General features: G+C 68.9%; 15 protein-coding genes. 10 read left to right on the forward strand and 5 right to left on the reverse strand.

Features of this window, described 5'->3' with window-relative positions; genetic code table 11:
• Positions 1 to 48: 48 nt before the first annotated feature.
• Complete coding sequence (locus ABZU99_RS22045; protein ID WP_355943086.1) at positions 49 to 2,724, reverse strand: transglycosylase domain-containing protein; 2,676 nt, start codon at positions 2,722 to 2,724, stop codon at positions 49 to 51.
• A gap of 358 nt (positions 2,725 to 3,082) precedes the next feature.
• Between ABZU99_RS22045 and ABZU99_RS22050 the strand changes: the two genes are divergently transcribed.
• The 3 genes from ABZU99_RS22050 (at position 3,083) to ABZU99_RS22060 (ending at position 6,363) form a co-directional block, all read left to right on the forward strand.
• Complete coding sequence (locus ABZU99_RS22050; protein ID WP_356227948.1) at positions 3,083 to 3,793, forward strand: PadR family transcriptional regulator; 711 nt, start codon at positions 3,083 to 3,085, stop codon at positions 3,791 to 3,793.
• A 50-nt stretch (positions 3,794 to 3,843) separates the two neighbouring features.
• Complete coding sequence (locus ABZU99_RS22055; RefSeq protein ID WP_355943080.1) at positions 3,844 to 4,926, forward strand: inositol-3-phosphate synthase; 1,083 nt, start codon at positions 3,844 to 3,846, stop codon at positions 4,924 to 4,926.
• Positions 4,927 to 5,025: 99 nt separating this feature from the next.
• Positions 5,026 to 6,363, forward strand: a complete 1,338-nt coding sequence (locus tag ABZU99_RS22060) for an MFS transporter (protein ID WP_355943077.1) — start codon at positions 5,026 to 5,028, stop codon at positions 6,361 to 6,363.
• Between the two features lie 4 nt (positions 6,364 to 6,367).
• Here ABZU99_RS22060 and ABZU99_RS22065 read toward each other — a convergent pair whose 3' ends face one another.
• The gene (locus ABZU99_RS22065; protein WP_355943074.1) at positions 6,368 to 7,858 is read right to left on the reverse strand and encodes a CCA tRNA nucleotidyltransferase; all 1,491 of its coding nucleotides are present in this window, start codon (positions 7,856 to 7,858) and stop codon (positions 6,368 to 6,370) included.
• A gap of 179 nt (positions 7,859 to 8,037) precedes the next feature.
• On the opposite strand from ABZU99_RS22065, the gene ABZU99_RS22070 reads away from it, so the two are divergent.
• The 7 genes from ABZU99_RS22070 to trxA all read left to right on the forward strand — a co-directional run bounded on the left by ABZU99_RS22070 (position 8,038) and on the right by trxA (position 17,863).
• Positions 8,038 to 10,395, forward strand: coding sequence for a DUF6049 family protein (locus ABZU99_RS22070; RefSeq protein WP_355943072.1), 2,358 nt, complete (start codon positions 8,038 to 8,040; stop codon positions 10,393 to 10,395).
• A gap of 48 nt (positions 10,396 to 10,443) precedes the next feature.
• The gene (murJ, locus tag ABZU99_RS22075; protein ID WP_355943069.1) at positions 10,444 to 12,870 is read left to right on the forward strand and encodes a murein biosynthesis integral membrane protein MurJ; all 2,427 of its coding nucleotides are present in this window, start codon (positions 10,444 to 10,446) and stop codon (positions 12,868 to 12,870) included.
• Positions 12,871 to 12,980: 110 nt separating this feature from the next.
• Positions 12,981 to 14,699, forward strand: a complete 1,719-nt coding sequence (locus ABZU99_RS22080) for a protein kinase family protein (RefSeq protein ID WP_355943066.1) — start codon at positions 12,981 to 12,983, stop codon at positions 14,697 to 14,699.
• A 38-nt stretch (positions 14,700 to 14,737) separates the two neighbouring features.
• The gene (gene sigM / locus ABZU99_RS22085; protein ID WP_355943063.1) at positions 14,738 to 15,427 is read left to right on the forward strand and encodes an RNA polymerase sigma factor SigM; all 690 of its coding nucleotides are present in this window, start codon (positions 14,738 to 14,740) and stop codon (positions 15,425 to 15,427) included.
• Positions 15,424 to 16,392 carry a hypothetical protein gene (locus ABZU99_RS22090; RefSeq protein ID WP_355943060.1) on the forward strand — a complete coding sequence of 323 codons (969 nt, stop codon included), beginning with the start codon at positions 15,424 to 15,426 and terminating at the stop codon, positions 16,390 to 16,392. Before sigM ends, ABZU99_RS22090 begins: the two co-directional genes overlap by 4 nt.
• A gap of 149 nt (positions 16,393 to 16,541) precedes the next feature.
• Positions 16,542 to 17,492, forward strand: a complete 951-nt coding sequence (gene trxB, locus ABZU99_RS22095; protein WP_355943058.1) for a thioredoxin-disulfide reductase — start codon at positions 16,542 to 16,544, stop codon at positions 17,490 to 17,492.
• Between the two features lie 41 nt (positions 17,493 to 17,533).
• Entirely contained in the window at positions 17,534 to 17,863 is a 330-nt protein-coding gene (gene trxA / locus ABZU99_RS22100) for a thioredoxin (RefSeq protein WP_268973234.1), read from the forward strand.
• A 70-nt stretch (positions 17,864 to 17,933) separates the two neighbouring features.
• Here the strand turns inward: trxA and ABZU99_RS22105 are convergent, their stop codons facing one another.
• The 3 genes from ABZU99_RS22105 to ABZU99_RS22115 form a co-directional block, all read right to left on the reverse strand.
• On the reverse strand, positions 17,934 to 18,551 hold the full coding sequence (locus ABZU99_RS22105) for a GNAT family N-acetyltransferase (protein ID WP_355943054.1): 618 nt from the start codon (positions 18,549 to 18,551) through the stop codon (positions 17,934 to 17,936).
• A gap of 327 nt (positions 18,552 to 18,878) precedes the next feature.
• Positions 18,879 to 20,030 (reverse strand): ParB/RepB/Spo0J family partition protein, encoded by a 1,152-nt coding sequence (locus tag ABZU99_RS22110; RefSeq protein WP_355943051.1) that lies wholly within the window; start codon positions 20,028 to 20,030, stop codon positions 18,879 to 18,881.
• Complete coding sequence (locus tag ABZU99_RS22115; protein ID WP_355943048.1) at positions 20,027 to 21,112, reverse strand: ParA family protein; 1,086 nt, start codon at positions 21,110 to 21,112, stop codon at positions 20,027 to 20,029. Before ABZU99_RS22115 ends, ABZU99_RS22110 begins: the two co-directional genes overlap by 4 nt.
• Positions 21,113 to 21,253: the final 141 nt, after the last annotated feature.

Genomic DNA, 21,253 nt, shown 5'->3' on the forward strand with positions numbered 1-21,253 from the left:
CGGGTTTCGCTCCGGCACGGCCGCGGTGGGTGTGCGGGCTTACGTGGACTAATCGGGCTTGCGGGCCCCTGTCGGGCCACCGAAGATGCCGCCGCCGTCGTTGCCGCCCGGTGGCTCCGTGCTCGGCGTGGGCGACGTGGTGGCGCCGCCGTCCGTGCCTCCGTTGCCGTTGGCTCCGCCGTTGCCGTTGGCTCCGCCGTTGTCCTTGCACTTGAAGTCCAGCGGGTTACAGGTGTCCGTCGGGGACGGGCTGCTGGACGGCGACTCGGACGGCGACTCCGACGGGGTCTCGGAGGGTGTCTCCTTGGACGGGGTCGGGGTCGGCGACGAGGTCGTCGGCGTCGGGCTCGCGTTGTCGCCGTAGACCTTGTCTCCGATCGGGGTGGCCGGCGGGAAGTTCTTCACCGGCTTGCCCGCCATGGCCCCGCGCATGTAGTCGGACCAGATCTGGGCCGGGAACGACGCACCGTGGATCGTCTTCTGGCCGCCCACCCCGTACATGGGCTTGAAGACCTGGTTCTTGGCCTGGTCGTTCACCCGCCACATGCCGATGGCCGTGGACAGCTGCGGGGTGTAGCCGGAGAACCAGGCCGACTTGTTCTGGTCGGTGGTTCCGGTCTTGCCCGCCACCGGACGGTCGATCTGCGCGGAGGTGCCGGTGCCCTTCTTGACCACGTTCTGCAGGACGTCCGTGACGTTGTTCGCCACGTTCGCCGCGAAGGCCTGCTTGAGCTGGGCATGCTCCTTGTGGCTGTAGACAGAGCCGTTCTTGTCCTCGACCCGCTCGACCGAGTACGGATCGGCCTGCTTGCCGTTGGCCGCGAAGGTCGCGTACGCCCCGGCGAGCCGGATGGCGCTGGGCGCCGAGGTGCCGAGCGAGAACGTCGGGGTGATCGAGGCCAGCTGCTCCTTGCTGAGGCCCGCCCTGATGGCCGCGTCCCGCACCTTGTCGGTGCCGACGTCCATGCCCAGCTGGATGTACGGGGTGTTCACCGAGAACTGCATCGCGGTGCGCAGGCTGATCGGGCCCTTGTCCTCGTTACCGTCGTTCCGCTGGTGCCACTCCTTGCCGTCCTTGTCGTGCCAGACGGTGCCGTCGTAGTCCCGCAGGGTCACCTTGTTGTCGCCGTCGTAGACGCTGTTCGGCGAGACCAGGGTGCGCTCGGTAGCGGGCTGCTCCCGGCCCCCCTTCGGATCGCGGACGCCGTCGGTCATCGCGGCGGCCAGCACGAAGGGCTTGAATGTCGAGCCCACCTGCACACCGGTGTAGTCCGCGTTGTTGCGATAGTGCTCCAGCGCGTTCTTGCCACCGTAGATCGCCAGGATCTTGCCCGTCTTGGGCTCCACCGAGGCGCCGCCGAACTGCACGTATTTGTCCACGTCGCGCAGTTTCGGCTTGATGTTCTTCTTGCTGACCTTCTCGACCGCCGTCTTCAGCTGGCTGATCTTCTTGCGGTCGAACGTGGTGTGGATCTGATAGCCGCCCTTGTCCAGCTGCGACTTGCTGATGTTGGTGTTCGCGACGATGTAGTTGTCGGCGAGGTCGGTGAGATAGCCGATCTGACCCTGCTTGTTCGTCGCCACCTTCGGGTTCTTCGGCTCCGGGAACCCCTTGCCGATCCACTGCTGGACCTCGGCCTTGGGCATCCTGCCGACCGCGGCCTCACGCTTGAGGATCCACGACCAGCGCGCCTTGGCCCGCGCCGTGTTGGCGGCCTTGGTGGCGGTGGGACCGTAGCCGCCGTTGGGGTCGTAGAGGTTCGGGCCGTTGAGCGTCGCGGCCAGGAAGGCGCTCTCGCTCGCCGTCAGGTCCTCGCAGTCCTTGTCGTAGTACGCGCGCGCCGCGGCCTGGCAGCCGTAGGCGCCGCGGCCGTAGTACGCGGTGTTCAGATAGCCCGCGAGGATGTAGTCCTTGTCCTTGGTCGCGCCGACCTTTATGGAGATGAACAGCTCCTTGACCTTTCGCGTCACCGTCTGCGACTGGTCGAGGTAGGTGTTCTTCACGAACTGCTGGGTGATGGTCGAGCCACTCTGCGTCGCGCCGCCCCTGGCCATGTTGACCACCGCACGGGCGACGCCCATCGGGTCGACACCGGAGTCCTCGTAGAAGCTGGCGTTCTCCGCGGAGATCACCGCGTTCTGCATGGACTTCGGGATCTTGCTCAGGGGGACGATCTGGCGGTTGAGATCACCACCGCCGGAGACGACCATCTGCTTGCCGTCACCCCAGTAGTAGACGTTCTTCTGGGTCTGGGACGCGGCCTGGGCGGAGGGGACTTGCACCACCATCAGCCCGATGGCCACCGCGGCGATGAGCACGCCGAAGCAGAAAATGAAGGTTCCCGTGACCAGCTTCCAGGACGGGACCCAGCGCCGGAAACCCGACTTACCCGCGCGGGGGTAGTCGACAAAGCGCTTTTTGTCGGGATATTCATCGCCCCCACGGCCGCGACCGCCGGCGCGCCGGCCCCCGCCGCGGCCGCCGTGGCCCGCGCCACCGGCGGCCGGTTCGGGCGGTCGTCTGCGTCCACCGCCGCGTTGGGCGGCGCGCCGGGCCTCAGCCCGGCTGCCATAGGAAGGCTCTTCGCCGTGCGGGGCGGACCCCGACTCGGCGGCGTTGTGCGTCGGTGCTGCGCGACGGCCGGACGACTGCTGTCCGGCGCGCCGGGCCGCGGCTCGTCCACCGCCCTGCGGCTGCGGCGGTTTGCGACGGTGCTCGCTCATGGAACGACTTCTCCTCGGGCAGGCGCTATCGCCTGAAAGCGGCAGGTGGCTTCCGGTCCCCCCGATGTGCCATCCGGCCGCACCAGGCAACCGGACGCACTGCATCCGGGACGAGGACGCATCGCGGCGTCACATGGTTCCCATTGGTCTGCATGGCGAACAGAGTACGCACGGTCAAAACCCGCCCACCCGCCACCTTCACTCCATAACCGTCAGATTGAGTGCCACGAATTGATGATGTGACGCCGTTCACCGTGGTCCCTCTTGTCCCACCCGGATCGCGGTTCTATCGTCTGGATGTATCGAGTCGATACATCAGCTCGGCATAGCGACTCCAGGAGTCGGGAGGGGTGGTGGAATGAGCAGGCGCTCCGGCGTCCTCGAGTTCGCCGTCCTCGGGCTGCTCCGAGAGTCCCCGATGCACGGATATGAGCTGCGCAAACGCCTCAATACCTCACTCGGGGTGTTCCGGGCGTTCAGCTACGGCAGCCTCTATCCCTGCCTGAAGACGCTGGTCGCCAACGGCTGGTTGATCGAGGAGCCTGGCAGCGCCCCCGAGGACGCCCTCGCGGCGACCCTCTCGGGCCGCCGGGCGAAGATCGTCTACAGATTGACGGCCGAGGGGAAGGAGCGGTTCGAAGAGCTCCTCGCCCACACCGGGCCGGACGCCTGGGAGGACGAGCACTTCGGCGTCCGCTTCGCCTTCTTCGGCCAGACGTCACGGGACGTACGGATGCGGGTGCTGGAAGGGCGGCGCAGCCGCCTGGAGGAGCGCCTGGAGAAGATGCGCGCCTCCCTGGCCCGCACCCGTGAGCGGCTGGACGACTACACCCTCGAGCTGCAGCGGCACGGCATGGAGTCGGTGGAGCGCGAGGTCCGCTGGCTGAACGAGCTGATCGAGAGCGAGCGGGCCGGGCGCGACCAGCGCAGCGGCTCCGCCGGTCAGGACCGGACGCCGGAGCAGGAGCCGCACCGGTCGCCTTCGCAGGACCAGTCAAAAGATACGGACGGCCTGCCCCGGCACCGGGGTGGTCCCCGGCCGGATCCGTCCGACGACACCGCCAAGTGAGGCCCTGCACTCCGCAGGGCTTCGTCAAGTACACACAGGGAGCAACCGGAATGGGTTCGGTTCGTGTAGCCATCGTCGGCGTCGGCAACTGCGCCGCCTCGCTGGTGCAGGGCGTCGAGTACTACAAGGACGCCGACCCGGACGCCCGCGTCCCGGGTCTGATGCATGTGCAGTTCGGCGATTACCACGTGAACGACGTGGAGTTCGTGGCCGCCTTCGACGTGGACGCGAAGAAGGTGGGCCTGGACCTGGCCGACGCGATCGGCGCGAGCGAGAACAACACCATCAAGATCTGTGATGTCCCGTCGACCGGTGTGACGGTCCAGCGCGGCCACACGCTCGACGGTCTCGGCAAGTACTACCGCCAGACCATCGACGAGTCCGACCAGACCCCGGTCGACGTCGTCCAGGTCCTCAAGGACAAGCAGGTCGACGTTCTGGTCTGCTACCTCCCCGTGGGCTCCGAGGACGCGGCCAAGTTCTACGCGCAGTGCGCCATCGACGCCAAGGTCGCCTTCGTCAACGCGCTCCCGGTCTTCATTGCCGGCACCAAGGAGTGGGCGGACAAGTTCACCGAGGCCGGTGTGCCGATCGTCGGTGACGACATCAAGTCCCAGGTCGGCGCGACCATCACGCACCGCGTCCTGGCAAAGCTGTTCGAGGACCGGGGCGTCATCCTGGACCGCACCATGCAGCTGAACGTCGGCGGCAACATGGACTTCAAGAACATGCTCGAGCGCGAGCGCCTGGAGTCCAAGAAGATCTCCAAGACGCAGGCCGTCACCTCGCAGATTCCCGACCGCGAGCTGGGCGCCGACAACGTCCACATCGGCCCGTCGGACTACGTGGCGTGGCTGGACGACCGCAAGTGGGCCTACGTCCGGCTCGAGGGCCGCGCGTTCGGCGACGTCCCGCTGAACCTGGAGTACAAGCTCGAGGTGTGGGACTCCCCGAACTCCGCGGGTGTCATCATCGACGCGGTGCGCGCCGCCAAGATCGCGAAGGACCGCGGCATCGGCGGCCCGATCCTCTCGGCCTCCTCCTACTTCATGAAGTCGCCTCCGGTGCAGTACTTCGACAACGAGGCACGGGAGAGCGTGGAGAAGTTCATCAAGGGCGAGGTAGAGCGCTGACGCCGGCACACCCCGCGCCCCTGAGCTGATCCTCGGCGCATGCTCACGGGCCTTCGGGTAATACACCCGGAGGCCCGTGTGGTGTGTGAGGGTGGCGTCATGCCCGTTGTGCGTGATCTCCGCGTACTGCTGAAGCTGCGTGACTTCCGCCATCTTCTGGCCGTCCGCCTGCTGTCCCAGTCGGCCGACGGCGTCTACCAGGTCGCACTGGCCACCTATGTGGTCTTCTCCCCGGAGAAACAGACGTCCGCCGCGGCCATCGCCTCCGCCATGGCCGTGCTGCTGCTCCCCTACTCCCTCCTGGGCCCCTTCGCCGGGGTGCTGCTGGACCGCTGGCGCCGTCGGCAGGTGCTGCTCTACGGCAATCTGCTGCGCTCTGCACTGGCCGTCGTCACCGCCGTGCTGGTACTCGGCCAGGTGCCGGAGTGGCTCTTCTATATCTCCGCTCTGTCGGTCACGGCCGTCAACCGCTTTGTGCTGGCCGGTCTTTCGGCAGCCCTGCCGCGGGTCGTCGACAGCCAGGAGCGTCTGGTCATGGCCAACGCGCTGTCGCCGACGGCCGGAACGCTCGCCGCCACCGCGGGCGGCACCCTGGCCTTCATCGTCCGGCTCTCGGGCCCGGGAGGCGCCTCCTCCGACGCGCTGGTCGTCCTGCTGGGCGCCGCGCTCTACCTCAGCGCCGGGCTCGCCGCGCTCCTGATGGCGCCCGACCTCCTCGGGCCCGACCCGTCGGCGCTTCAGCCGCGGCTGGGTGCGGCCCTGGTGAGCACCGCACGCGGTCTGGTCGCCGGAGTGCGCCATCTCCTGGAGCGCCGGGACCCCACCGTGGCCCTGACCGCGATGACGCTGATGCGCTTCTGTTACGGCGCGCTCACGGTGATGGTGCTGATGCTCTGCCGCTACGCCTGGGCCGACAACGACTCCGACGGTCTGGCGCTTCTCGGCATCGCCGTGGGCGTCTCGGGCGCGGGTTTCTTCGCGGCGGCGTTGATCACTCCATGGGCGGTGGGCCGGCTCCGCCTCCTCGTGGCCCCCCGTCCGGACGGCCAGCTCTCCTGGATCACGGTCTGCTCGGGGAGCGCGGCGGTTCTGGTGCCAGGGCTGGGACTGGCGTTCCAGCCCGCGCCTATGCTGATCGCCGCCTTCGTCCTCGGACTCATCACCCAGGGCGCCAAGATCGCCACTGACACGGTGGTGCAGTTCGCGATCGCCGATGAGTTCCGCGGCCGGATCTTCTCCCTCTACGACGTGCTGTTCAATGTCGCCTTCGTGGGAGCCGCCGGGGTCGCCGCCGTGATATTGCCGCCGGACGGCGATTCGGGCCTTCTGGTGATCGGCGTGGCCCTGCTCTACTCGATCACCGCGCTGTTGGTCATGTTTCACGTGAAACATGACCAGCAACACCTTCAGCGGGTCGATGTTTCACGTGAAACGTGAGGCGTCAGCCCCGCTGCTGCTCCGCCCACCACTCCTTGAGCGCAGCGACGGCGTCATCGCGCTCCATGGGGCCGTGTTCCAGCCGCAGCTCCAGCAGATGCTTGTACGCCTTGCCGACCTCGGGTCCCGGAGCGATCCCGAGCACCTTCATGATCTCGTTGCCGTCCAGGTCCGGGCGGATCGCGTCCAGCTGCTCCTGTTGCTGCAGTTGCGCGATGCGCTCCTCCAGCCCGTCGTACGCACGTGACAGCGCCGTCGCCTTGCGCTTGTTGCGCGTGGTGCAGTCCGAGCGGGTCAGCTTGTGCAGCCGGTCCAGCAGCGGCCCCGCGTCACGCACATAGCGCCGGACCGCGGAGTCGGTCCACTCACCCGTGCCATAGCCGTGGAAGCGCAGATGCAGCTCGACCAGGCGTGAGACATCCTTGATCAGATCGTTGGAGTACTTCAGCTTGGCCATCCGGGACTTGGCCATCTTCGCGCCCACCACCTCGTGGTGGTGGAAGGAGACCCGGCCGTCCTTCTCGAAGCGGCGCGTCCTCGGCTTTCCGATGTCATGCAGCAGCGCGGCCAGCCGCAGCACCAGATCGGGGCCGTCGGCCTCCAGACCGATGGCCTGGTCCAGCACGGTCAGCGAGTGCTCGTACACATCCTTGTGCCGGTGATGCTCATCACGCTCCAGCCGCAGCGCCGGAAGCTCGGGCAGGACGCAGTCGGCGAGCCCGGTGTCGACGAGCAGCCGCAGGCCCTTACGGGGGTGCGCGGCGAGGATCAGCTTGTTGAGCTCGTCACGCACGCGCTCGGCCGAGACGATGTCGATACGGTCGGCCATGGCCTTCATGGCGGCGACCACCTCGGGAGCCACCTCGAACTCCAGCTGCGCGGCGAAGCGCGCGGCGCGCATCATCCGCAGCGGATCGTCCGAGAAGGACTCCTCGGGCGTCCCGGGCGTACGCAGCACCCGCCCGGCAAGGTCCTCCAGACCGTTGTGCGGGTCGATGAACTCCTTCTGCGGGAGCGCCACCGCCATGGCGTTGACCGTGAAGTCGCGCCGGACCAGGTCCTCCTCGATGGAGCCGCCGTACGACACCTCGGGCTTCCGGGATGTCCGGTCATAGGCTTCCGACCGATACGTTGTGATTTCGATCTGGAAGCTCTGTTGCGCCCCATTACCGAGGGAACTGTCCTTACGGCAGCCGACCGTGCCGAAGGCGATGCCGACCTCCCATACGGCGTCCGCCCAGGGGCGGACGATCTTCAACACCTCGTCCGGCCGGGCGTCCGTCGTGAAGTCCAGATCGTTACCGAGACGACCGAGCAGCGCATCCCGTACGGAGCCGCCGACCAGGGCGAGACTGTGCCCGGCCTGCTCAAAACGGCGGGCAAGATCGTCGGCAACGGGAGAGACCCGCAGAAGCTCGCCCACAGCGCGGCGCTGCACCTGGCTGAGCGCATTGGTCGACTGCGGGGATCGGCTGTCATTGTTGGCGTTCGGCACAACAGAACAGGGTACGTGGCCGCGCGCCTCGAAGCCTCCACGGCATCGGCGGACCCAAGCCCGTAACGATCTTGTGGAGGGCGCCACAGCACTTCGCCACAGCGGGCATCGTTACCATTTCCGGGACGTACATTGCGACGACCACTGACGACCACTGACGACGAGGGACGGGCGAGCGCGTGGCCGATGCGGCAGACCTCCGGGGGACGACTTCCGCTCGCGCCCGACGATGGCTACGGCGCACAGCGGCTCTGCTCGCGGCGGCGCCGATGGTCGCGGGCGTGCTCCAGCTTCCGGCGGCCCCCGCCGCCCACGCCGAGGGCAAAGCCGCCGGGTCTCGGCCCGTGGACGTCTCCATCACCTCCCTGACGCCCACCTCACCGAAGAAGAGCGAGACGCTCACGGTCAGCGGGACCGTCACCAACGACAGCAGGGCGGCGATCTCCGGCTCGCATGTCGGCCTCCGCGTCGGCCCGACCATCAACGGCCGCAACGCGATCGACACCGCCGCCCGGCGGACCGGTTACAGCCAGGGTCTCGACGGCACCGAGATCGGCGGCAAGTACACCAAGAAGATCGGCAAGCTGGCCGCCGGCGCCAGCCGTGACTTCACCCTCTCCATACCGGTGAACAAGCTGCACCTCGGGGAGAACGGCGTCTATCAGCTCGGCGTCTCCCTCACCGGCCAGACCCACAGCCGCCCCTGGCCGCAGGTGCTGGGCATCCAGCGGACCTTCCTGCCGTGGCAGTCCAGCGCGCCCGCCGAGAAGTCCCGGCTCACCTATCTGTGGCCGCTCATCTCCACCACCCATGTGACCGCGCGCACGGACAACGACGAGGACCGCACCCCGATCTTCCGGGACGACCGGCTCGCGAAGGAGCTCGCGCCCGGCGGGCGGCTGCAGCAGATGGTCACCCTGGGGAAGAACCTCCCCATCACCTGGGTGATCGACCCCGACCTGCTCGCCACCGTCGACGCGATGACCAAGAAGTACGAGGTCCAGAAGGGGGACGGGACCACGGCGGGCCACGGGCAGGCCGTCGCCAAACAGTGGCTGGACGACCTGCAGAAGGCCGTGGAGGGGAAGGAGGTGGTCGCGCTGCCGTTCGCCGACCCCGATCTCGCCTCGCTCGCCCACCGGGGCAAGAACACCGGTGCCCTCGGCCACCTCCAGGACGCCACCGAGCTCGCCTCGACGACCGTGCAGACGGTCCTCGGGGTGCGGCCGCGCACGGACTTCGCCTGGCCGGTGGACGGTGCGGTCGACTCCTCGATCGTCGACGTCGCCACCTCCGCGGGCGCACACAACGTCATCGCCCGCAGCGACAGCTTCCGGGAGACCGGCAGCCTCTCCTACACCCCCACCGCGGCCCGCCAGATCGGCGGCGGCAACACGGCGGTGGTCGCGGACGCACGGCTGTCCACGGCCTTCACCGGCGACATGTCCAAGGCGCAGAACTCGACCCGCGCCATCCAGAGGTTTCTCGCCCAGAGCCAGATGATCAACCTGCAGGCGCCGGACAAGCAGCGCAGCATCGTCGTCGCCCCGCAGCGCACGCCCACCACCAGCCAGGCGCAGGCGATGGCGGCCGCCCTGGACGGCCTGTCCGAGCAGTGGAGCCAGCCGCTGGACCTGGGGCAGGCCGTGAAGGCCAAGGCCGACCCGAACGCCACCCAGCGGGTGCCCAGCGCCCGCTCGTACCCCCGCGCACTGCGGGCGCGGGAGCTGCCGACCGAGGCGTTCCAGAAGGTGCAGAAGACCCAGGGCACGCTCGACATGTTCGAGCGGATCCTCACCGCCAAGTACCGGGTGGTCACCCCCTTCGGGAACGCGCTCAGGCGGGAGATGTCCACGTCGTGGCGGGGTGAGGCACAGCACGCGAGCGCCTTCCGCCACGCCGTGCAGACCTATCTGTCAGGGCTCACCGGGAAGGTGCGCCTGGTGCCCAAGACGAACATGACCCTGTCCGGGCGGAGCACGACCGTCCCGGTGACCGTGCAGAACAACCTGGTGCAGGGCGTCCAGCTGCGCCTGGTCCTCCGCTCCCACCAGGGCAACCGCCTGGAGGTCAGCGACCCTCAGCTGGTCAATGTCGAGGGTGGGCACAGCCAGTCCGTGAAGTTCGGGACCACGGCCAACGCCAACGGACCGGTGTGGGTGTCGGCCCAGCTGTACACCCCGGACGGACAGCCCTACGGTCCCGAGATGCCGTTCGAGGTGAATGTCACCGAAATCACGTCGACGGTCATCCTCGTGATCGCGGGCGGTGTACTGCTGCTGGTGCTCGCCGGCATCCGGATCTACCTCCAGCGCAAGCGCGCCACCGCCAGCAGCGGTGAGGACGGCGACGACAGCGACGAGAACCACCAGGACGGCGGCGACGCGGACGGGCCGGAGGACGCGAACGAGGCCCCCGGCACCGACGCGAGCGCCCCCGTGCAGGCCCTGGTGCCCGAGCAGCCGAGTGACCCGGCGCCTGACACCGGATCGCAAAGCGCCGGCCCGTCCGGCCCGGGTGAGAAAGTGGAGCATTGAGCAATGCCGGGGCCGGTCGGCCGCAGCGGATGATGAGGTGGGGTAGCGATGAACGCGCCATATGACGGTGATGGCCGAGTGCCACCGCCGCCGCAGCCTTCCCCCCACACCCCTCAGGGCCCTTACTCACCGGAGCCCCATCAGCAGGACCCGTATCCGGGCGGCGGGCAGCAGGCCCCCGCCGGCGATCCCCGCCAGGCGTACGGGCAGCAGTACCAGGCACACGATCCCTATCTGGATGATCCGTATGCGACCGGCAGCTTCACGCCCTACCCGTATCCGGCGCAGGACGCGTACGCCCATGATCCGTTGACGGATCCCATGTACGACCGGGCCGCGCCCCCCACGGGAGGGCAGGGCGGCTACCCACAGCATCAGCCGCACTACCCGCAGCATCCCCAGGCGCCGCAGGGTCCCGACCCACGGGCTTGGCCGGCCGCGGGCACAGCCAGGCCCGAGGCCCCCGCGCAGCAGCCGCACGCCGCCGATCCGGCGGCGTCAGGCTATCCGGGCGCCGACGACGGCTACGGGGCGCAGGAGGAGCCGCAGCCGGACGCCTTCGCGCACCTCTTCCGCGATCAGCAGCCCTACGAGCCACGACCCGCCCAGGACTATCCAAAGGGGCCATCGGGCTACCCGCCCGCGCCCCCGCAAGGACAGGCGCCCCCGCACGGCCCGGCACATCCGCAGGGCCCGGGCCCTGCGGATGTGCCGGGCCAGGTGCCCGGGCCCGCACGGTCAGAGCCCGCCCCCGCAGCGGCCGCCGCTCCCACGGTGGCCGCTCCCGTGGTCACCGCCCCCGCCACGCCCGAGCCCACCCCGAAGCCCTCGGGTGGCGGCCGTGCGTCCAGCCTGCTGCAGTCCAGCGCGCTGATGGCCGCGGGCACCCTGGTCTCCCGGCTGACCGGCTTCGTGCGCCAGATGGTGGTCATCGCGGCGCTCGGGGCCGCCACCCTCGGCTCCACCTACGCGCTCGCCTACACCCTGCCGACGATGGTGTACATCCTCACCATCGGCGGCGGCCTCAACTCGGTCTTCGTCCCGCAGCTCGTGCGGGCGATGAAGGAGGACGAGGACGGTGGCGAGGCGTTCGCCAACCGGCTGCTCACCCTGGTGATGGTGGTGCTCGGCCTGCTGGTCGCCCTGACCGTGGTCGCGGCGCCGCTCCTCATCCGCATGATGTCGCCGACCATCGCCGACAACCCGGCGGACAACGAGGTCGCGGTCACCTTCGCCCGCTACTGCCTGCCCACCATCTTCTTCATGGGCATTCACGTGGTGGTCGGCCAGATCCTCAATGCCCGCGGCCGGTTCGGGGCGATGATGTGGACCCCCGTCCTGAACAACATCGTCATAATCTTCACCTTCGGCCTGTTCATCTGGGTGTTCGGCACCGCCGGCAGCTCGAAGATGGACACCACGACCATCACGCCGGAGGGCATCCGGCTGCTGGGTGTCGGCACCCTCCTCGGCCTCGTCGTCCAGGCGCTGGCGATGTTCCCGTATCTGCGCGCCACAGGCTTCCGGTTCCGGCCGCGCTTCGACTGGCGCGGCCACGGCCTGGGCAAGGCCGCCCGGCTCGCCAAGTGGACCGTCCTGTTCGTCCTCGCGAACCAGGCCGGCGTCCTCGTGGTGACGCAGCTGTCCACCGCCGCCGGTTCCGACGCCGAGAACCAGGGCTTCCCCGGCATGAGCTTCGTCGGATACTCCAGCGCCCAGCTCATCTGGGGCATGCCGCAGGCGATCATCACCGTCTCCGTCATGGCCTCGCTGCTGCCCCGGATCTCCCGGGCGGCCAGCGACGGGGACGCCGGAGCGGTCCGCGACGACATCTCCCAGGGCCTGCGCACCTCCGCCGTCGCCATCGTGCCCGTCGCCTTCGGGTTCATCGCGCTCGGCGTCCCGATGTGCACGCTGCTGTTCGGCGCCTCCGGCACCGACGCCGCGGTGTCCATGGGCTTCATCCTGATGGCGTTCAGCCTGGGCCTGATCCCCTTCTCCGTGCAGTACGTCGTGCTCCGCGGCTTCTACGCCTACGAGGACACCCGCACCCCCTTCTACAACACGGTGATCATCGCGGCCGTCAACGCCGCCGGCTCCGCACTGTCCTACGCCGTACTCCCCGCCCGCTGGGCCGTGGCCGGCATGGCCGCCGCCTACGGCTTGGCCTACGCCATCGGCGTGGGCGTGGCCTGGAAGCGGCTGCGCGGCCGCCTGGGCGGCGATCTCGACGGTCCGCGCGTCGTGCGCACCTACACGCGCCTCACGGGCGCGAGCATCCCCGCCGCGCTTCTGGGCGGCGGAGCCGCGTACGCGATCATGCAGGCCCTCGGGATGGGGATCGTCGGCTCCCTAGCCGCTCTGGTGGGCGGCGGTCTCGTTCTTATCGCGGTCTTCTACATTGCTGCGAAACGGATGCGCGTTGAAGAGCTGACGGCCATGGTCGGTATGGTGCGCGGACGACTCGGACGCTGATCATTGAGCACAACCATCGTCCGCCATCGCGTGTCGTGCATAGCGGCGGACTGTGGGCACAATTGTCTTGGCTCGGAGTAGGCGCAACGGATGGGGAGGCAGGAACGACGGTGGCGGAACGGAGCACGGCTGCCGTCGACGTGGCCGACAGCGGCGGCGAGGAGCCGCTGACCGCCGAGGCGGGCAAGGCCACGGCCGACGGGGCGGGGACGGAACAGAAGGCCGACAGGGACACAGCGGCCGCGAGCGGCGACGAGAAAGGTGCCGCGGCCGACGCAAGCCCACCCGAGCTGCACAGCGGCCACAAACTGGCCAGACGCTACCGTCTGGAGGAGTGCGTCACCCGTCTGGACGGATTCAGCAGCTGGCGCGCTGTGGACGAGAAGCTGCGCCGCGCCGTCGGCGTACACGTCCTGCCCGCCGACCATCCGCGGGCCAGGCCGGTACTCGCCGCCGCCCGCTCGGCGGCGCTGCTGGGCGACCCTCGCTTCGTCCAGGTCCTCGACGCCGTCGAGGAGAACGATCTCGTCTATGTCGTCCATGAATGGCTCCCGGACGCCACGGAGCTCACCGCCGTGCTGGCCGCCGGGCCGCTGGAGCCGCACGACGCCTACCAACTCGTCAGCCAGGTCTCCCAGGCCATGGGCGCCGCCCACCGCGAGGGTCTGGCCCATCTCCGGCTGAACCCCGGATCCGTCCTGCGCACGGAATCCGGTCAGTACCGCATCCGCGGCCTCGCGGTGATGGCCGCCCTGCGCGGCATCAGCGCCGAGCACCCGCAGCGCACCGACACCGAAGCCATCGGCGCGCTGCTGTACGCCGCCCTCACCCAGCGCTGGCCGTACGAGAAGGACGCCCACGGTCTCTCCGGGCTGCCCAAGGGCGTCGGTCTGATCGCCCCCGACCAGGTCCGCGCGGGGGTCCACCGCGGTCTGTCCGAACTCGCCATGCGTGCGCTGGTCAACGACGGAGCCACCGCCTCCCGACAGGACCAGCCCTGCACCACCCCGGAGGAGCTGGCCAAGGCCGTCGCGGCCATGCCGCGCATCCGGCCGCCCGAGCCCGCCTTCACCCCCTCCCAGGCGTACCAGCGCACCACGTACCAGCAGGGCGTCTACGGTCAGTCCGCAACCCGTGCCGGGCAGCCGCACGCCGGAGTCGGCCCGGCCGCCCCCGTACCGCCTCCGCCGCCACTGCAGAGCCGCACCGGCAAGGCCCTCAAGTGGACCGTCTCCGCCCTCCTGATCGCGGCCCTCGGTCTCGGCAGCTGGCAGCTCGCGGACACCCTTCTCAAGGAGGAGAACAAGTCCGGCCCGTCCAAGTCCACTAGTGAGAAGGACGACGGCAAGGCCCCGAAGCCCGTGGGCAAGGCGCTCAGCTTCGACGGCGCCACGGAGTTCTCGCCGCTGGACGCGCCGTTCGCCGCGGACAAGGTGAACGCCGCCGTGGACGGCAAGGCGGACACCGCGTGGGTGACCAAGGAGTTCTACAACTACCCGAACTTCGGCAACCTGGCGAATCGCAAGGAGGGAAGCGGCATCGTCGTCGATCTCGGCAGCGTCGAGAGTGTCTCCGGCATCGACCTCGACTTCTACCGTCCCGGCCAGAAGGTGGAGGTCCTCGCCGCCAGCGCGTCCGCGTCGGCCCCGACCGCACTCGGCGACTTTCCTCAGCATGTCACGGCCTTGAAGAGTGTCGGCGACCAGCTGACCACCACTCTCGACAAGCCTGTACGGACGCGATACGTACTGGTCCACATCACTGAGCTACCGACCAGCAATCCGGATCGCTACCGTGGCGGCATCTCGGAAATCAAAGTCAAGGGCTGACCCCCTGACAGTCAGCCGCGAGGGGAGGGGACTCGACGTTGGACGACGCCACAATCGGCGGGGCGAGCGACGGCGAGCTCCTCGCCCGGCACGTCGCCGGCGATCCCGATGCCTTCAGCGAAATAGTGCGGCGCCACCGCGACAGACTCTGGGCGGTGGCGCTGCGCACCCTCGGCGACCGTGAGGAAGCCGCTGACGCGGTCCAGGACGCGCTCGTCTCCGCCTACCGCGCCGCACACACCTTCCGGGGCCAGTCCGCCGTCACGACCTGGCTGCACCGCATCACGGTCAACGCCTGTCTGGACCGGGCCCGCAAGATCGCCTCCCGCCGCACCTCACCGGTCGCCGAGACCGAACGGCTGGAGCAGCTGCTGGAGCCTCATGAATCGGCCGCCGCGCCCGCCGAGCGCGGCGATCTCCATCGCGAATTGCTGAGCGCGCTGCGCACCCTTCCTCCCGAGCAGAGGGCGGCCCTGGTTCTGGTCGACATGCAGGGATATCCCGTGGCGGAGGCGGCGAAGGTCCTGGACGTCCCCACCGGCACAGTCAAAAGCCGCTGTGCCCGGGGACGGGCACGACTGCTGCCACTGCTTTCGCATCTCCACCCCAATGGGAGGGGTAGCGCGCCGTCGGGCGGGGCAAGGAACCGGACGCAGGGGACGTCCGTCCCACCAACGGCAGGACCGAATGACACAGATGCCGTGAAGGGCGGAGGTGGGCGAGCGTGACATCCTCGACGGGCACGGACGAGCACCCGGAAGTCGCGGAGATCTCCGCACTCACCGAGGGGCTGCTCTCTCCGTCCCGCACCGTCGATGTGCGGACCCACCTCGCGAGCTGCGTGCTGTGCGCCGATGTACGGACCTCCCTCGACGAGATCCGCTTGACGCTCGGCACTCTTCCCGGCCCGGTGCGGATGCCTGCCGATGTCGCGGGCCGGATCGACGCGGCGCTCGCCGCCGAGGCACTTCTTGACGCGACCGCTCCCGAGGGCGCCACCGCTGTTTCACGTGAAACTCCGGATCCGGTCGCGCCCGAGCCTGTTTCACGTGAAACCGAGCACGTCGCACCGGCAGCGAACCCCCTCGGCCCGGTCGGCACCGAGGAGACCAGGCCGTCGGTCACCGCCGAACGGCCCGCTGGGCGTCCTCGTGGCGCCACCGGGCCGGGACGGGGCGCCCGCACCGGCACCCGCCCTAGTGGCGCCCGCCGCTGGCCCAAGGTCCTGCTCGGCACCGCGTGTGCCGCGGCCGTCATCGGCGTCGGAACGTTCTTCATCCAGGAGGGCTCGTCCGACGACGGCGGGTCCCGCCCCCAGGCCCATGGCACCCGAAGCGCCTCCACGAAGGCCACCCTCTCGTCGGGGACGCTCAAGGACCGCGTGCATGAGCTGCTCACCGACCGGAAGCCCACCGCCTCGGGCGGCGTCACCGCACAGGACACCCCCGATGTGCCGCTGCGCGCGGAGGACCCCAAGGTGCCGGCCTGCGTTCAGGACGGCACGGGACGCAGCGGGCCGGCTCTCGCCGCACAGCCGGACACCTACGAGGGCAAGGCCGCCTATATCGTCGTGCTGCCGCACCCCTCCGACAGCTCCCTCGTCGATGCCTTTGTGATCGATTCCTCCTGTGTCACCGCGTCTCCGTCATCCGCCGGGGATCTCCTGGTGACCCGCACCTACCCCCGACGCTGAGGCACGAAGGGCAAGGACCCCCGCCTGACACCGACAGGGAATGCCTGACCCGTAGGATCCGTTGGGTGGGGTGGCAGCGGATTTCCGGGAGCCGGGATCCCCGCCGCCCAGTCAGCAGTCGTCAGTCGGCAGAGACAAGGAAGACATCCGTGAGCGACGTCCGCAACGTGATCATCATCGGTTCCGGGCCCGCGGGCTATACGGCCGCGCTCTACACCGCCCGTGCTTCCTTGAAGCCGCTGGTCTTCGAAGGTTCCGTGACCGCTGGTGGTGCCCTGATGAACACCACCGAGGTGGAGAACTTCCCCGGTTTCCGGGAGGGCATCATGGGCCCCGACCTCATGGACAACATGCGGGCCCAGGCCGAGCGCTTCGGCGCCGAGCTCGTCCCGGACGATGTGGTCGCGGTCGACCTCACCGAGGAGATCAAGACCGTCACCGACTCCGCCGGTACGGTCCACCGCGCCAAGACCGTGATCGTCAGCACCGGCTCCCAGCACCGCAAGCTGGGACTGCCGCACGAGGACGAGCTCTCCGGCCGCGGCGTCTCCTGGTGCGCCACCTGTGACGGGTTCTTCTTCAAGGACCAGGACATCGCCGTCATCGGCGGCGGCGACACGGCGCTGGAGGAAGCGACCTTCCTGTCGCGGTTCGCCAAGTCGGTCACCGTGATCCACCGCCGGGACACCCTGCGCGCCAGCAAGGCGATGCAGGAGCGCGCCTTCGCCGACCCGAAGATCTCGTTCATCTGGGACACCGTCGTCACGGAGCTCCATGGCGAGGGCAAGCTCACGGGTCTCACCCTGCGCGACGTCAAGAGGGATGAGACCTCCGAGCTGCCGGTGACCGGCCTGTTCATCGCGATCGGCCATGACCCGCGCACCGAGCTCTTCAAGGGCCAGCTGACCCTGGATGACGAGGGCTACCTCAAGGTCGACTCGCCCACCACCCGGACCAACGTGCCCGGTGTCTTCGGCGCGGGCGATGTCGTGGACCACACCTACCGCCAGGCGATCACCGCGGCCGGCACCGGTTGTTCGGCCGCCATCGACGCCGAGCGCTACCTCGCCGCGCTGGGCGAGGGCGACGCCACCGTCTGACTCCGCTTTTCCCCCTGCACCAAACCCCTAAGGAGATAGCCATGGCCGGTGCCACGGTCACCGTGACGGACGCCGACTTCGAGGAGAAGGTCCTCAAGAGCGACAAGCCGGTACTCGTCGACTTCTGGGCCGCGTGGTGCGGTCCGTGCCGTCAGATCGCCCCGTCCCTGGAAGCCATCGCGGCCGAGCACGCCGACAAGATCGTCATCGCCAAGCTCAACATTGACGAGAACCCGGCGACCGCCGCGAAGTACGGCGTGATGTCCATCCCGACGCTCAACGTCTACCAGGGCGGCGAGGTCGCCAAGACGATCGTCGGCGCCAAGCCGAAGGCCGCCATCGAGCGCGACCTGGCCGACTTCATCGGCTGATCCTCGCGCGACCCTCACAGACGAAGGGGCTGCCCTCAGGGGCAGCCCCTTCGTGTTTCACGTGAAACCCTTACAGCGGCCGAAGCGCCGGCTCCTTCTGCACCGCGCCGAGCAGCCGGTCCAAGGCCAGCTCGACATCCTCTTTCCAGGAGATCGTCGTGCGCAGCTCCAGCCTCAGTCGCGGATACCGTGGATGCGGCCGCACGGTCTTGAACCCCACGGCCAGTAGATGATCAGCGGGCAGCACACACGCCGGTTGCTTCCAGCCGGCGTCCCCGAACGCCTCGATCGCCTTGAAGCCCCGACGGATCAAGTCCTTGGCGACCGTCTGGACCATCACCCGGCCCAGCCCCTGTCCCTGGTACCCGGGCATCAGCCACGCCGTCATCAGCTGCACGGCGTCCGCCGCGACCGGGCTGGTCGGAAAGGCCGTGGACCGCGGCACGTACGCCGGAGGCGCGTAGAGCACAAAGCCCACCGGCACATCATCGACATAGACCACCCGGCCGCAGGATCCCCACTCCAGCAGGACGGCTGAGATCCACGCTTCCTTCTCCAGCTCCGGCCGGCCGGCCCTTACCGCGGCCTCGCCGCTGACCGGGTCGAGCTCCCAGAAGACACAGGCGCGACAGCGCTTGGGAATGTCCGGGAGATTGTCCAGCGTGAGCGGTACGAGCCGACGCCCCATGAAGCCAGTCCTTCACTTCCTTGGCCAGCCGCGGCACGGGCGGCTGAGAGCGCACTACGCTCCCTGAGCAGGCTGCCGACGAAACCGCCGACAGCTCCCAGGCCCAATCCTGTGGCCACCAGCCCGGTGCGGCTCACCGATCGCATGGCCCTGCCCTCCACATGAGGCGCCTCCACCTGGATCCGCCCTACCTGGTCGCATCGTATCCGTGCGGAGATTGCACCGATACCGCCCCTTGGGCAAAGAGCGGGTCGTGTCCGGAATCACCCGGAACACAACCCGCCCCGCACTGCCGATTCCGTACGGCGCCGCCGCACGGCCAGTGCCCTACTCGTTCTCGTCCTCCGCTGACTCGTCGGAGGACAGTGGCTGCTCAAGCACCGGCCCCTCCCCGGGGGCCATGGAGCCAAGAATCCGCTCCAAATCCTCTATCGAAGCGAACTCGACGACGATCTTCCCCTTCTTCTGGCCGAGGTCGACCTTCACCCGGGTCTCGAACCGATCGGAGAGACGTGAAGCGAGGTCCGTGAGCGCGGGGGACACCCGGGTACCGGCCCGGGGGCCCTTGGCCTTCGGCGCGCTGCCCGATCGCGATCCCATGAGGGTGACGATCTCCTCGACCGCCCGGACCGACAGCCCCTCGGCGACGATCCGATGCGCCAGCCGATCCTGCTCCTCCGAGTCGTCCACGGAGAGCAGGGCCCGGGCATGGCCCGCGGAGAGAACGCCGGCCGCGACCCTGCGCTGGACGGAGGGAGAGAGCTTCAGCAGCCGCAGCGTGTTGGAGACTTGTGGACGCGAGCGCCCGATACGGTCGGCCAGCTCGTCATGCGTGCAGTTGAAGTCCTTCAGCAACTGGTCGTACGCCGCCGCCTCTTCCAGCGGATTGAGCTGGGCGCGATGCAGGTTCTCCAGCAGCGCGTCGAGCAGAAGCTTCTCGTCCTCGGTGGCGCGGACGATCGCCGGGATCCTCTCCAGGCCGGCCTCGCGGCAGGCCCGCCAGCGGCGCTCGCCCATGATGAGCTCATAGCGCTCGGGCGCCAACTGCCGTACGACGACAGGCTGAAGGAGACCGACTTCCTGGATCGAGGTGACCAGTTCGGCGAGCGCGTCCTCGTCGAAGACCTCGCGAGGCTGACGGGGGTTGGGTGTGATGAAGTCCAGGGGCAGTTCGGCGAAATGGGCTCCGGCAGCCACCTCCCCCGTCGGCTCCACCGGAGCGGCCTCGGCCTCCTGCTGCGATGGCAGCGGAGCCTCGGTCTCCCTGGGAACACCGTTCGTGGACAGGGCGGCCACCTTGGCCGCCGCCACGCCGCGCTCCTGGGTGAGGACCGGGACCGCGGTCGGTGAGGTGGTGGCGGCCCCGGGCGCCGAGATCACTCCCGCCCCCGCCGCGGGTGCGGCGTTGTCCGCCCCCTTCGGCGCGGGAGGGATCAGGGCCCCGAGCCCACGGCCCAGTCCTCTGCGTCGCTCGCTCACTGAATCCCCTCCTGCATGCTGTGCTGGTCGTGCTGGCTGATCTCGGGCAAGGCGTGAGCGTGCTGGGCGTTGTACTGCACGCTGACCCCTCTGAGTGCGATCTCCCGGGCCGCCTCGAGATAGGAGAGCGCTCCGCTGGAGCCCGGGTCATAGGTGAGGACCGTCTGCCCATAACTGGGGGCCTCGGAGATGCGCACCGATCTCGGAATGCTCGTCCGGAGCACCTCACCGCCGAAGTGGCTGCGGACCTCGTCCGCGACCTGCGAGGCCAATCGGGTCCGGCCGTCGTACATCGTGAGCAGGATCGTCGAGACATGGAGCTTGGGGTTGAGATGGCCCCGCACCAGATCGACATTCCGCAGCAGCTGCCCGAGCCCCTCCAGCGCGTAGTACTCGCACTGGATCGGGATCAGTACCTCCGCCCCGGCGACGAGCGCGTTGACCGTCAGCAGCCCGAGCGAGGGCGGACAGTCGATCAGGATGTAGTCCAGTGGCTGCTCATAGGCCTGGATCGCGCGCTCCAGCCGGCTCTCCCTCGCCACGAGGGAGACCAGCTCGATCTCGGCGCCGGCGAGGTCGATCGTGGCCGGGGCGCAAAACAGCCCCTCCACATCCGGGACCGGCTGGACGACATCGGACAGGGGCTTGCTGTCGACCAGCACGTCGTAGATCGATGGAACCTCGGCGTGGTGGTCGATCCCCAGCGCCGTCGAGGCATTGCCCTGCGGGTCAAGGTCGATCACCAGCACACGACCGCCGTGCAGGGCGAGCGAGGCGGCCAGATTGACCGTGGTCGTGGTCTTCCCGACCCCGCCCTTCTGGTTGGCGACCACCATCACCCGGGTCTGTTCCGGCCTGGGCAGACCCTCGCCAGCGCGACCAAGAGCCTCGACCGCCAGTTGAGCGGCACGGCCAATGGGGGTGTCGTCCATCGGGGGCGGCGTTTCACGTGAAACATCCTCCCCCGCCGTTTCGGTACGGGGGCCGGGGACCGGATCGGTCATCGGCCCCGCGATGTTGGCGTCGGACCGCAAGGATTCACTCTCCTCGACATCAGGCTCTCGATGAACAGAGCCTGCCATGCTTTTGGGGTCGTGAACCAGCGAGGCCCGTTCTCCTGTGGATGAATCCACGTCCTTACGGGATCGGCGGTCGCGGGGCGAGGCCGCCGCGCGACCGCGACTGATGATTCCATGCAGCAGGGAGCGACGTTTCACGTGAAA

Source organism: Streptomyces sp. NPDC005266, assembly GCF_040607655.1.
GTDB lineage: Bacteria > Actinomycetota > Actinomycetes > Streptomycetales > Streptomycetaceae > Streptomyces.

Excerpts from the sequence above, each read along its gene's own strand:
- ABZU99_RS22045 (WP_355943086.1), bottom strand. The coding sequence starts at position 2,724 with ATGAGCGAGCACCGTCGCAAACCGCCGCAGCCGCAGGGCGGTGGACGA.
- ABZU99_RS22050 (WP_356227948.1), top strand. The coding sequence starts at position 3,083 with ATGAGCAGGCGCTCCGGCGTCCTCGAGTTCGCCGTCCTCGGGCTGCTC.
- ABZU99_RS22055 (WP_355943080.1), top strand. The coding sequence starts at position 3,844 with ATGGGTTCGGTTCGTGTAGCCATCGTCGGCGTCGGCAACTGCGCCGCC.
- ABZU99_RS22060 (WP_355943077.1), top strand. The coding sequence starts at position 5,026 with ATGCCCGTTGTGCGTGATCTCCGCGTACTGCTGAAGCTGCGTGACTTC.
- murJ (WP_355943069.1), top strand. The coding sequence starts at position 10,444 with ATGAACGCGCCATATGACGGTGATGGCCGAGTGCCACCGCCGCCGCAG.
- trxA (WP_268973234.1), top strand. The coding sequence starts at position 17,534 with ATGGCCGGTGCCACGGTCACCGTGACGGACGCCGACTTCGAGGAGAAG.
- ABZU99_RS22105 (WP_355943054.1), bottom strand. The coding sequence starts at position 18,551 with ATGGGGCGTCGGCTCGTACCGCTCACGCTGGACAATCTCCCGGACATT.
- ABZU99_RS22115 (WP_355943048.1), bottom strand. The coding sequence starts at position 21,112 with ATGGCAGGCTCTGTTCATCGAGAGCCTGATGTCGAGGAGAGTGAATCC.